The sequence below is a fragment of the Alsobacter soli genome (assembly GCF_003004785.1).
In the GTDB taxonomy this organism is placed as follows: domain Bacteria; phylum Pseudomonadota; class Alphaproteobacteria; order Rhizobiales; family Beijerinckiaceae; genus Alsobacter; species Alsobacter soli.
This window is the reverse complement of the sequence record NZ_PVZS01000026.1, coordinates 56,319-68,199: the sequence shown is the minus strand read 5'-3', so window position 1 is coordinate 68,199 and position 11,881 is coordinate 56,319. Positions and strand designations below refer to the sequence as shown.

General features: G+C 68.4%; 12 protein-coding genes and 1 tRNA gene. 6 read left to right on the top strand and 7 right to left on the bottom strand.

From position 1 onward, the window contains the following. Positions 1–139 precede the first annotated feature (139 nt). Positions 140–215 (top strand) — tRNA-Ile (locus SLNSH_RS19305). 337 nt (positions 216–552) lie between these two features. Then, complete coding sequence (locus tag SLNSH_RS19300) at positions 553–1,533, top strand: acyltransferase family protein (protein WP_158266826.1); 981 nt, start codon at positions 553–555, stop codon at positions 1,531–1,533. On the opposite strand, the gene SLNSH_RS19295 is transcribed toward SLNSH_RS19300, so the two are convergent. Further along, positions 1,527–4,796 carry an efflux RND transporter permease subunit gene (locus SLNSH_RS19295; RefSeq protein WP_106338933.1) on the bottom strand — a complete coding sequence of 1,090 codons (3,270 nt, stop codon included), beginning with the start codon at positions 4,794–4,796 and terminating at the stop codon, positions 1,527–1,529. The genes SLNSH_RS19300 and SLNSH_RS19295 overlap by 7 nt on opposite strands. Further along, complete coding sequence (locus SLNSH_RS19290; protein WP_106338931.1) at positions 4,793–5,776, bottom strand: efflux RND transporter periplasmic adaptor subunit; 984 nt, start codon at positions 5,774–5,776, stop codon at positions 4,793–4,795. Before SLNSH_RS19290 ends, SLNSH_RS19295 begins: the two co-directional genes overlap by 4 nt. A 104-nt stretch (positions 5,777–5,880) precedes the next feature. On the opposite strand from SLNSH_RS19290, the gene SLNSH_RS19285 reads away from it, so the two are divergent. Further along, a complete protein-coding gene (locus SLNSH_RS19285) occupies positions 5,881–6,213 on the top strand; it encodes an ArsR/SmtB family transcription factor (protein ID WP_106338929.1) in 333 nt (110 codons plus the stop codon). A gap of 20 nt (positions 6,214–6,233) precedes the next feature. On the opposite strand, the gene SLNSH_RS19280 is transcribed toward SLNSH_RS19285, so the two are convergent. The 3 genes from SLNSH_RS19280 to trxC all read right to left on the bottom strand — a co-directional run bounded on the left by SLNSH_RS19280 (position 6,234) and on the right by trxC (position 8,433). Beyond that, a complete protein-coding gene (locus tag SLNSH_RS19280) occupies positions 6,234–6,437 on the bottom strand; it encodes a YgaP family membrane protein (protein WP_106338927.1) in 204 nt (67 codons plus the stop codon). Positions 6,438–6,466: 29 nt separating this feature from the next. Beyond that, entirely contained in the window at positions 6,467–7,756 is a 1,290-nt protein-coding gene (locus SLNSH_RS19275; RefSeq protein ID WP_106338925.1) for an NAD(P)/FAD-dependent oxidoreductase, read from the bottom strand. 236 nt (positions 7,757–7,992) lie between these two features. Further along, positions 7,993–8,433, bottom strand: a complete 441-nt coding sequence (gene trxC / locus SLNSH_RS19270) for a thioredoxin TrxC (RefSeq protein ID WP_106338923.1) — start codon at positions 8,431–8,433, stop codon at positions 7,993–7,995. 224 nt (positions 8,434–8,657) lie between these two features. Between trxC and SLNSH_RS19265 the strand changes: the two genes are divergently transcribed. Together SLNSH_RS19265 and SLNSH_RS19260 are read left to right on the top strand one after the other, a co-directional pair. After that, positions 8,658–8,996, top strand: a complete 339-nt coding sequence (locus SLNSH_RS19265; protein WP_106338921.1) for a rhodanese-like domain-containing protein — start codon at positions 8,658–8,660, stop codon at positions 8,994–8,996. 88 nt (positions 8,997–9,084) lie between these two features. Then, positions 9,085–10,293, top strand: a complete 1,209-nt coding sequence (locus SLNSH_RS19260; protein ID WP_106338919.1) for an ABC transporter substrate-binding protein — start codon at positions 9,085–9,087, stop codon at positions 10,291–10,293. A 49-nt stretch (positions 10,294–10,342) separates the two neighbouring features. On the opposite strand, the gene SLNSH_RS19255 is transcribed toward SLNSH_RS19260, so the two are convergent. Beyond that, positions 10,343–10,582 carry a hypothetical protein gene (locus SLNSH_RS19255; protein ID WP_106338915.1) on the bottom strand — a complete coding sequence of 80 codons (240 nt, stop codon included), beginning with the start codon at positions 10,580–10,582 and terminating at the stop codon, positions 10,343–10,345. A gap of 93 nt (positions 10,583–10,675) precedes the next feature. Further along, positions 10,676–11,383, bottom strand: a complete 708-nt coding sequence (locus SLNSH_RS19250; protein WP_106338912.1) for a winged helix-turn-helix transcriptional regulator — start codon at positions 11,381–11,383, stop codon at positions 10,676–10,678. Positions 11,384–11,443: 60 nt separating this feature from the next. Here SLNSH_RS19250 and SLNSH_RS19245 point away from each other — a divergent pair, with 60 nt between their 5' ends. After that, on the top strand, positions 11,444–11,878 hold the full coding sequence (locus tag SLNSH_RS19245; protein WP_106338908.1) for a VOC family protein: 435 nt from the start codon (positions 11,444–11,446) through the stop codon (positions 11,876–11,878). Positions 11,879–11,881 lie beyond the last annotated feature (3 nt).

The window sequence follows — 11,881 nt, the reverse complement described above, 5'->3', positions numbered from 1 at the left end:
ATGGTGCACAGAATAGGAATATTGTCAAGATACTTTCCTCGGCCTGCTCCCTTTGGCGGAGACCAGGGATCCTGGCCTTCCCAGGCGGTGAACGGAGGCACTCGACAGCGCGGCCCCGAATCCGTACCACTGCCCGCGGGGGCCTGTAGCTCAATGGTTAGAGCCGACCGCTCATAACGGTCTGGTTGCAGGTTCGAGTCCTGCCGGGCCCACCACTTCCGGTCTCTTGTGCGCCCAAAAAAGCGGATGGCGGGAGCGCCGTCCGAAGGGCGCCGGTGGTCGCCGCCTCATTGCCTGAGGAGACGCGGGGCGCCAGCACGCCGGCGAAACGGGGAAGCCCCTTGCGAGGTACGGCCAAGAGATAAGGTCAACCGGGGCGATTACTCCCTTTGAAATGTTTCGTCTTTCGCCGCTTTCCCGCACCGTCGGAGTGCTCGGATCGCGGGGGGACTGCTGAAGATGGCTAACTCGCATGGCGCATCGTGGAGCATGCCATTCATCTGGAGCTCCGGCATAGTCACATCGGAGACCAGGAAAAGAAAGCTCTGGGGTGTGCAGGAAGTGCGGGCGTTCGGCCTCGCGGCGATCGTCTTCATCCACGTCTTCGACGCCATGAACATCCTGAACGGACCGGCTGCGCACGGAATCCGGTTGGTCAGCCTGAACTCCAACGTCTATTTCTTCTTTATCGCCGGCCTCCTGATGGCGCATACGTCACCCTACCAGGGGACGAGTGAATTTCTGAGGCGGAAGGCGCGAAACCTGGTTGGCCCCTATCTGGCCATATCCGCGCCTGCGATCGCGATCTATGTCCTGGGCCTCAAGCCTCCGCCGATCGCGGCGCCGTCCACAAACCCGGGCCCGGAAATCCTGTTCTACCTCTGGACAGGGTCCCATCTTGGGCCGCTCTGGTTCCTGCCGCCCCTGCTGATGATGTTCGCCCTCTTCCCGGTCTGGAAGGCGATGACGCTGCACCCGAGGCTGGCCTGGATTCTGATTCCGCTCGCACTTCTGCCGTTTGTGATCGAGCGGCCGGAGCACAACGACAATCCCGTCCAGGCTTTCGCCCACTTCGTGGTGTGCTTCGCCGCCGGGGTGGCCTATCGCGCATGGTCCGTCGACAAGCCGGGCCCCGCGCGCGATTACGTGCTGATGGGCTGCGCGCTTGTCTTCACGAGCACGGCCGCGATGCTCGTGTCCGGGCAGGAAGTCGACTGGGAGGAGCCGATCGCCCTCTTCAACAAGCTCGCGGCCACGCCCCTGCTGATCCAGGCGTTCAGCTCGCTGGCCTACGTGTACAAGAGCGTCCTGGCGCACCGTATCGCCAATGCCAGCTTCAGCATCTACCTGCTGCACGGCTACTTCATCGCTCTCGTGAAACTGGCCGCGGGTCAAAACGCGACGGCCCTAAACCCCCAGCTCCTGGCCGAAGCCCTGGCTCTGACGGCGATCGTGATCGCCATCTGCTACCTGATGACCCTGGCGGCCCATGGCGTCCTCGGCCGGTGGTCCAAGGTCGTGATCGGCTACTGAGCCTCGCGCGGACGGGCCGGGCGTTCGCCCCTCAGCACAACGTAGATCGCCGGGATCACGAGCACCGTCAGCAGCGTCGACGACGCCAGGCCGAACAGGAGGGAAATGGCGAGACCCTGGAAGATCGGATCGGCCAGGATCACCGCCGCCCCGATCATGGCGGCGAGCGCCGTGAGCAGGATCGGCTTGAAGCGGATGGCCCCGGCCTCCAGCACGATGTCACGCAGCGTCCGGCCTTCCCGGTCCGCGTGGCGGATGAAATCCACCAGCAGGATTGAGTTGCGCACGATGATGCCGGCGAGCGCGATGAAGCCGATCATCGACGTCGCCGTGAACGGCGCGTGGAACAGCCAGTGACCCAGCATGATGCCGATGAAGGTCAGCGGAATCGGCGTCAGGATCACCAGCGGCAGCTTGAACGAGCCGAACTGCGCCACGACGAGGATATAGATCCCGAGCAGCGCCACCATGAACGCGCCGCCCATGTCGCGGAACGTCACCCAGGTGACCTCCCACTCGCCGTCCCACAGCAGGGTTGGCTTGCCCTCGTCCAGGGGCTGCCCGTGCAGCGCGATGTCCGGCTTGGGCAAGGCCCCCCAGTCGACTTTCTTGAGCGCGTCGTCGACCGCCAGCATGCCGTAGATCGGCGCCTCGTAGGCGCCGGCCAGCTCCGCCGTGACCATCTCCGCCGCGCGGCCGTTGTGGCGGAAGATCGGGAAGGACGACGGCTCGTGCTTCACGCTCACCACGTCGCCCAGTTCCACCACCGTCCGGTTGCCCGGCAGGGCGTTGGCGGGAACGGGCGTGGTGAGGGCCCGCTCGTCCATCACGCGGTCGGACTTGGACAGCTCCAGCCGGATCGGGATGGGCTGGCGGCCGCCGCCGCGGTGCGAGTAGCCGACCGTGGACCCGCCCTCGAGCGTGCGGAGTGTGTCGTAGACGTCGCGCTGCTCGACCCCATGGTACTCCAGGTTGTCCTGGTCCACGGTCACCCGCACCCGAGGCGCGGGATGGCCGAAGCTATCGTCCACGTCGACGATGAAGGGCACGCTGGCGAAGGCCTCGCGGACCTTGGTGGCGACGGCTCGGCGTGTCTCCGGATCGGGCCCGTAGATCTCGGCCAGCAGCGTGGCCAGCACCGGCGGCCCGGGCGGCGGCTCGACCACCTTAATGGAGGTCCCGGCCGGGACCTTCAGGTCCGCAAGGCGCTTGCGCAGGTCGAGCGCGATATCGTGGCTTGACCGCTTGCGGGCCTCCTTGGGCGTCAGGTTGACCTGCACGTCGCCGAGTTCGGGCGATGAGCGCAGGGCGTAGTGGCGCACCAGGCCGTTGAAGTTGAACGGCGCGGCCGTCCCCGCATAGGTCTGGAACGAAACGACCTCCGGAACTGCGGCGAGGCGCTGCGCGATCTCCGACAGCGTGCGGTTGGTGTCCTCGACCGACGACCCCTCCGGCAGGTCGACCACCACCTGCAACTCCGGCTTGTTGTCGAAGGGCAGAAGCTTGACCGTAACGTCCTTCGTGCCGAACAGCGCCAGCGACCCGACCGTGGCGACGCCGACCAGTCCCAGGAACAGCCAGGCGCGGCCCTTGGACGCGAGGATCGGCTTTGCGGCGCGAAGGTATAGGCGCCCCAGGGCGCCGATCTCGCCGTGCCCGGGCGCATGCGCGCCCCCTGCCCCCTCGCCGCTCGCCAGCGCCTTGCTGGCGACCTTCAGCATGAGCCAGGGCGTCAGGATCACGGCGACGAAGAACGAGAAGATCATGGCCGCCGACGCGTTCGCCGGGATGGGGCTCATGTAGGGCCCCATCATGCCGGACACGAACAGCATCGGCAGCAGCGCCGCCACCACGGTGAGCGTGGCCACGATGGTCGGATTGCCGACCTCCGCGACGGCGTCGACCGCCGCCTGGACTGGCGAGCGCCCGTCCCGCATGGCCCAGTGACGCGAGATGTTCTCGATCACCACGATCGCGTCGTCGACCAGGATGCCGATGGAGAAGATCAGCGCGAACAGGCTCACGCGGTTCAGCGTGTAGCCCATGATCCGCGCGGCGAAGAGCGTCAGCAGGATGGTGGTGGGGATGACGACCGCCACCACCACCGCCTCGCGCCAGCCGATGGAGACGGCGACGAGCAGCACGATGGAGATCGTGGCGAGCCCGAGGTGGAACAGGAGCTCGTTGGCCTTCTCGTTGGCGGTCTCGCCGTAGTTGCGGGTCACGGACACGTCCACGTCCGCGGGCACGAGCTCGCCCTTGAGGTGACCGAGGCTCTCCACGATGCGGTCGGCGATCACCACCGCGTTGGCGCCCGCCCGCTTGGCGACCGCGATCGACACGGCAGGCGTGCGCGCGAACCCGCCCTCGGCCATAGGGTCGCGCACAAGGCTGGACACCCGCGTCTCGGCCGGATGCGTCGCGAGCGAGATGGTCGCGAGGTCGCGCACGTAGACGGGTCGGCCGTCGCGGGTGGTGACCAGCAGGTTGCCGATCTCGTCGAAGCTCTGAAGGGTCTGGCCTGCGACCAGCGGCAGCTGGCGGCCGTTCTCGCGCACCTGGCCGGCCTGGAACGAGCGGTTGGCGCCTTCCAGCTTGGCGGCGAGCTGCTGCAGGGTGACGCCGTTGCGCGCGAGCGCCTCCGGATTGGGCTCGACCCTGATCTCCTCCGGCTGCTCGCCCACGATGTAGGTCAGGCCGACGTCGTCCAGCTTGGAGATCGCGACGCGCAACTCCCGGGCGACCCGCGTGAGGCCGTTGGCGTCCCAGCGCGCCGCCGCATCGGGCTTGGGCGTCAGCGTCATCACCACGATGGCGACGTCGTCGATGCCGCGGCCCACGATCAGTGGCTCCGGGATCCCCACCGGGATCCGGTCCATGTTGGCGCGCACCTTCTCGTGCACGCGCAGGATGGCCGCGTCGGAGCTCGTGCCGACCAGGAAGCGCGCCGTCACCATCACGGCGTCGTCCTTGGTCTGCGAGTAGACGTGCTCCACGCCGTTGATGCTCTTGACGATGGTCTCCAGCGGCTCGGTAACGAGCTTGACCGCGTCCTCGGCCTTGAGGCCGTCCGCCCGCACCATGATGTCCACCATGGGCACGGAGATCTGCGGCTCCTCCTCGCGCGGCAGCGTGACCAAGGCCACGAGCCCGAGCGCGAAGGACGCCAGCAGGAACAGCGGCGTGAGCGGCGAGCGGATGAAGAAGCGCGTCAGCGCGCCGGCGACGCCCAGCCGGTGGGGAGCGGCGTTCGGGGCGCTCATGGGGTCACCACGCGGTCGCCGGCCCGCAGGCCGGACAGAATCTCGACCCGGCCGTCCTGGGCCGGGCCCAGCACGACGGGGACATCGATCGCGCCGCCTTCCGCCGCGACGCGGACATAGTCTACGCCCTCGCGCGTCTGCACCGCGTCGGCCGGCACGGCGAGGGCCTGTCGCGTCGCGACGGGAATCCACACCGGAACCCGCTCGCCGACGAAGAAATCGCCCAAACCATCCACCTCGGCGTCCGCGATGACGCGACCGCCCTCGAGCTCCGGATAGACCTTCACGATCTTGCCCTGGCGGCGCGGTCCGCCCTGCGCCTCCGCGCCGGGCCCGCGCCCGCCCACGCTCACCGGGTCCCCGGCCTTGATGTGCGCGGCGTGTCGTTCCGGCAGCGCGAGGCGCAGGTAGTAGCCGCCAGCCGCAATGCGCGCGACGGTCTCCCCCGGCATGATCACCGATCCGGGCACGGTGGGCACGGTCAGCACGCGGCCGTCCTTGGGCGCGAGCACCTGGCCCTCGGTGGTCTGCTGCACGATGACCGCCCGGTCGGCCTGGGAGGCTGCGATCTGGTTGGTCAGCACGTTGGCGGCGGTGCGCAGCTGGTCCAGGCGGCTTTGGGTCTCCGCGCCGCGGGCGATCAGGGCCTGCGACCGCTCGAGGTCCGCCTTGGCGTTTTCGAGCTGCGCCTGCAGGGCCTTGATGCGGGCGTCCACCGCCTGGAGCTGCAGCGCGAGCTTTTCGTCCCCGACGGTGGCGATCACCTGGCCCGCCTTGACGGCCGTACCTTCGTCAACCGAGCGGGACAGGAGCACGCCCCCGATGCGGGCGCGGGCCGGGACCGTGTCGCGGCTCTGCACCTGGCCGAACACGGCCTTGAGGTCCTGCACGGTCGTCGGCTGCAGGACGACTTCGCCGGCCTGCGCGACGGAACATTGCAGCGCCAACATCAGCGCTACGGGAGCGAGGGCCTTCCGCATGGTGGAATCCTGTCCGGTCTGAGGGCGCCTCGACGGGGAGGCGGCGTGACGGCCGCGCCGTCTTCCATTTGACATATATTCGAACATGCGCAATCATTCAAGCCATGAAGGCCGAAGCCCTTGCCGCCGCGGCGGACGATGCGAGCGCGTTTCTCAAGTCGCTGGCGAGCCCAGTCCGCCTGCGGATCCTGTGCGCCATCAGCGCGCGCGACGCGTCGGTGAGCGAGCTGGCTGCGCTCCTGAGGGTGCGGCAGAGCGTGGTCTCGCAGCACCTCGCGCTCTTGCGGAAGGACGGTCTCGTGAACGCCCGCCGGGACGGGCAGACCGTCTGGTACGCCGTCGCCGACGCGCGCGTGGAAAATGTCATGGAGGCGCTGCAGGCGGCCTTCTGCCCAGCCGCGGACGACAGCGGACCGCGCCCCACCGGCAAGCGGTGAGGCGCGCAACCGCGGCTGGATCAGCGGAACGCTTCGCCTACGCGGCATCCCAGCCCCTTGAAGATCATCGCCGCCGGGCAGAAGCCGGTGAACGCCGACTGGAGCATGTTCAGCCCGACGAAGGCGGTGAACAGCAGGAACCACGGCGACACCAGGTAGACCAGCGCCGCCGAGAGCAGCACCATGCACCCGGCGAAGGCCAGAACCGCGCGATCGATCGTCATTGCTTCGTCCTCTGGATGTGGAGGCGGCCTCAGGCCACCTCTTCGTGGATTTCCTTGAGCTTGGTGATGCCGAGCATGTCGAGCGCGAGCTTCTCGTAGAACGTCTCGCTCTTCCCCTGGCGGATCTTGCGCAGGAAGTACCGCTCGAACCCGATCTTGGCGGCGTGCACCCACTTGCCCGAAGCCGACCAGTTCACGTTGCGCGGCGGGATTTGCGGCTGCGCCACGAAGGCGATGCCGCTGTCGCCGAAATCGGCGAGGCACACGGCGTTCCAGCTCGCGACGGCCTTGGGCTGCTCGCCCCGGATCAGCGCGCTCACGTTCTGGGCCGTGGCCGTCACCATGGATTCGATCATGAACCCGGTCTTCGGGACGCCCACGGGCAGCGGCGTCTTGCCGACCGGCGGAATCGCCACGCAGACGCCGATGGAGAAGATGTTCGGGTAGGCCGGGTTGCGCTGGTGCTTGTCCGCCAGGATGAACCCGCGCGGATTGCACAGCCCCTCGACCCCGCGAACGGCCTCCACGCCCCGGAAGGCCGGCAGCATCATGGAGAACGCGAAGGGCAGCTCGTGCTTGGCCTTCGTCGAGCCATCCTCGTTGACCTCGTCGACGAGCATGACGCCCGGCTCGACCTTGGTCACCTTGGCGTTGGTGATCCACTTGATGTGCTTCTCGCGCAGCGCGCTCTCGAGCAGGCTCTTGGTGTCCCCGACCCCGTCCAGCCCGAGGTGGCCGATATAGGGCTCCGGCGTCACGAAGGTCATCGGCACGCGGTCGCGCACCTTGCGGCGCCGCAGCGCCGTCTCGAGGATGAACGCGAACTCGTAGGCCGGCCCGAAGCACGACGCGCCCTGGACGGCGCCGATCACCACGGGGCCGCCCTTGGCGGCGAGTTGCTCGAAGGCCGTCCGCGCCTCCAGCGCGTGGTCGATGTGGCAGACCGACTGGGTATGGCCCTGCGGACCCAGGCCCTCGATTTCGTCGAAGGCCAGCTCGGGCCCGGTGGCGATCACCAGGTAGTCGTAGTCGAGGGTCGAGCCGTCGTTCAGCTCGATCTGGTTCGCCTCGGGCCGCAGGCGCCGTGCGCCTTCCGGGCGGAAATCGATGCCCCGGCGCGCCATCACGGGGGCGAGATCGACCTCGATCTCTTCCTTCCCCCGCCAGCCGACCGCGACCCAGGGATTGGAGGGTACGAAGCTGTAGGTCGCGCCCTTGTTGACGACCGTGAGGCGGTCGCCGGGCCGGAGCGCGTCCTTCATCTCGTAGGCCATGATGGTTCCGCCGAGACCGGCGCCGAGGATGACGACATGGGCCATGGGAGTTCCTCCTTGCAGGTCGCCCGGCCGTTCCGGTCTTCAGACAGCGACAATGTATCGTATATTCGAAGTCACGATTATATCAAGCCCGGCTTTTACCTTCTCGACGGGTTCCAGGCCAGAGATCCCCGCGCCGCTTCCCGTGTCTGGAGCCGGGCGGCGCGGCGCGACGCTCAGCATGCCCCTGCTGTTGCGCGCTGTCGTTGCGCTAAGTCATCGGCCTGAGGTGTGGGCCGTCAGCGCGGCGCGAGGCTGTCCACCCAGGATCGCAGCAGCCTCTCGTCGGCGAGGCCTGCCTGCTGGGCGGCCACCTTCCCGTGTTGCAGGGCGAAGAGCGCCGGAATGCCGCGCACTCCGAAGCGGGCGGCGGCCTCGGGATTCTCGTCCACGTTGACCTTCACGAACCGGGCCCGGGGCTCGAGGTCCTTGGCCGCGCGCTCGAAGACGGGCGCCATGGCCCGGCATGGGCCGCACCACGGCGCCCAGAAGTCCACGATGAGCGGCAGGTCGCTGCGCGCGACATGCTTCTCGAAGCGCTTGGCGTCGAGTTCGACAGGGCGTCCCTGGAACAGCTGCGCCTGGCAGCGGCCGCACACGGCCTGGGCGGCCGGGCGGTCGGCGGCGATGCGGTTCACCTGGTCGCATTGAGGGCAAACGACATGCATGGACGCGCTCATGGTCGACTCCCGGCTGTGATGGTCAAGACTCGTTCCCGCCTGATGACGTCAACGCCCGGAACAAGGAAGCGGCGCCTCCAGCCCGGCGGCGGCCCGGTTCAACCCAATGCCGATATCAGGGCTCCTGCCCACCCCGGCGTTGCATTCCTCGGATCACAATATATATTCGAATGAACGAAATGAAAGGCTGCCTTTCGCGAAGGCGGCCCAACCCTGGATGCCCCATGTTCGGATTGTTCAAGAAAAGCGCGCCTGTGAAGACCATGACGCCCCATGACGTCCACCACTTGCTGTCCTCCAGCGCCGTCGCGCTCGTGGACGTCCGCGAGCCGGGCGAATTCGGCGCGGAGCGCATCCCTGGCGCTCTGAACATTCCGCTGTCCCGCTTCCAGGCCGAGGCGCACCGTTTGCCTCAGGACAAGCCCGTCGTTCTGCACTGCCTGGCCGGGGGGCGCTCCAAGACGGCGCTGGACCTGTGCTCACGCCTGGGCCTGCCTGTCGACACGCACATGGGGGGCGGCATCTCCGCCTGGAAGGCCGCCGGCCTCCCCGTGGAGCGCTGACCGGCGTCAGGGCCTGTCGGCCTGTGCGGCTGGCGCCGTTCGGCCCGAGCGCTTAAGCTCCAGCCTCCGCATCCCCCGGAGGTTCCGCATGCGCTGGGCCGTCGCCCTGTTTTCCATCGCGTTTCTGACGAACGCCGCGCCAGCGGCGGAGCTCCTTCCACCCGTTGTGAAAGTCGGCGTGCTGACCGACATGTCCGGCCCCTTCGCCGACCAGGTCGGGGCGGGATCGGTGGCGGCGGCCCGTCTGGCTGTCGAGGATTTCCAGCGCGAGGGCGCTGGGTTCTCCGTCGAGATCCTGCAGGCCGACCACCAGAACAAGCCGGACGTGGGGCTCGCAGCCGCGCGGCGCTGGCTGGATGTCGACGGCGTGTCCGCGATCGTGGACCTCCCCAACTCCGCCGTGGCGCTCGCGGTGGCCAATCTCATGCGCGAGCGCGACCGCGTGGCCCTCGCCTCGTCCGCCATGACCTCGGAACTCACGGGCAAGTCCTGCGCGCCCACCACCGTGCAATGGGTCTCCGACACCTGGGCCCAGGGCCGCGGCCTCGCCCGCTCCCTGGCCGCGGAAGAACTGAAACGCTGGTACTTCGTCGCGGTCGACTACGCCCTCGGCGCTGCCCTGGAGCGGGACGCGACGACCGCGCTGGCCGAGGCCGGCGGCGAGGCCGTGGGCTCGTTCCGCCATCCCCTCGGCGCGGGCGATTTCTCCTCGCCCCTGCTGGCCGCAACCGGCAGCGGCGCGCAGGTTCTGGCGCTCGCCAACACCGGCGCGGACCTCATCAACGCGATCAAGCAGGCCAGCGAATTCGGCGTCGCCGGCAAGATGACTCCCGCCGCCCTGTTCATCCAGCTGTCGGACGTCCACGCCCTCGGGCTCGAGGCGACCCAGGGCCTGCGCCTCGTCACCGGCTTCTACTGGGACCGCGACGAGCGGACCCGCGCCTTCAGCCGGCGCTTCGCCGCCGTCATGAACGGCCGCATGCCCACGGAGGACCACGCGGGCGTCTATTCCGCCCTGCTCGCCTATCTGCGCGCCGTCCGGGACGCCCGCACGGTGGCTGGCGGCGAGGTGGTCGCGGCCATGCGTCGGGCGCCTATCGACGACCCGCTGTTCGGGCCCACCCAGTTGCGGAGGGATGGGCGGGCGGTCCACGCCATGCAACTCTATGAGGTGAAGAAGCCCGGAGAGAGCCGCTACGCCTACGACTACTACAGGCTCGTGGCGACCCTGCCGGGGGAGCAGGCCTTCCGGCCGGAGAACGCCGGAGGCTGCGCACCAACCCAGCCCAGGCAATAAAAAAGGCCCCGCAGCGCGCTGCGGGGCCTGGGATTCCACCTGTCTGCGGTCAGTCGCAGCGGCGAATGCGCTTGGTGATCAGGTCGCCGTCCTCGTTGCGGCGCTGGACCGTGATGGTGCGGCAGCCGCTCACGCTGCCCGTCTCGTAGCCCCAGCGGCGATGCTCGCGCCAGTCGCGGTCGCCGTGGCGCTCGATCCGGACGCCGCCCGGCCCAATGGAGAAGTCCTGGGCGAAGCTCACGCCAGCGGAGGCGGCCAGCACGGCGGATGCGAGAATGATGGCTTTCATCGTCATGCTCCAGTTGTTTTCAGTGGGAGCACAACGCCTGCCGAAGGACGGGGTTCTACAAGGGTTGTGATGGAAGCGCCCTTCGCTCGTCGCTCACGGACGCGGTGGCGCGGCCTTTTCGGGCAGGGGAAACAGCGTCGCGAAGCGTGCAAAGGCGGCCCGGTCCCCCTCGATCACCAAGGCTCCGCTCACCTCCATGCCGTCCAGGGGGGCGCCTCCATAGACGACAGCCGCGACCGCCGGGGGCTCGCCGGCCACCGTCACCGCCGCAGGGGGATCGCCTTCCGCCGCGCGCCGAGCCTCGATCAGGCCCTCGCCGACGCTGACCAGGAAACGCTCGTCCCCGAGCCGGAAGGCGATGCGGACGGCGAAGTCCCCGGCCCGGCCGGGATCGAACATGGTTCGGAACGACAGCATCAGCGAGGTCGCGCTGAGCGGCAGGGTGGGATCATGCAGGGGCGAGCGCGTCGCCCAGCGCCCGAGCGCGGCCATGATGGGCTCCGCCTCGTAGCCCCAGGGCGTGAGCTCGTAGACCTGCGCGGCCGCGGGCGGCGGGAGCTTGCGCCGGACCAGGAGCCCAGCCGCCTCCAGTCCCTCGAGCCTCTGCGTAAGCACATTGGCGCTGATGCCCGGCAGGTCGCCCCGCAGGTCGCTGAAGCGCTTGGGCCCCAGCATGAGCTCGCGCATGACCAGCAGGGCCCAGCGCTCGCCCACGAGATCCAGCGCATGCGCGGCCCCGCAGGCGTCGTGGTAGCTCCGCCCGATAGCCGAATCCTGCTTGGTTATTTTTTCTAACTTCATGGTTGTCTTTCATAACACATTGGGGCAGGCTGCTCAACGTGAGAGCAAGGAGCCCCCCCGATGACCCAGCTCATTTTCGTGAACCTCCCCGTGTCGGATCTGCGCAGGGCGACAGCCTTCTACGAGTCGGTCGGCGCCACGAAGAACGAGATGTTCTGCGACGACACCGCTTCCTGCATGGTCTTCTCGGATACGATCCACGCCATGCTGCTGACCCACGACAAGTTCCGCCAGTTCACCCCCAAGGCCATCGCGGACGCACGGACCAGCACGGAAGTGCTGCTCTGCCTTTCGGCGGACAGCCGCGACGCCGTTGACGCCATGGTCGGCAAGGCGGGCGCCGGCGGCGGCAAGGCCGATCCGACCCCGCGGCAGGACTATGGCTTCATGTACGGCCGCAGCTTCGAGGACCCGGACGGGCACATCTGGGAGATCATGTGGATGGACATGGAGGCCGCCAAGGTCGCCATGGCTCGCGAGCCGGCTTCGGCCTGAGGG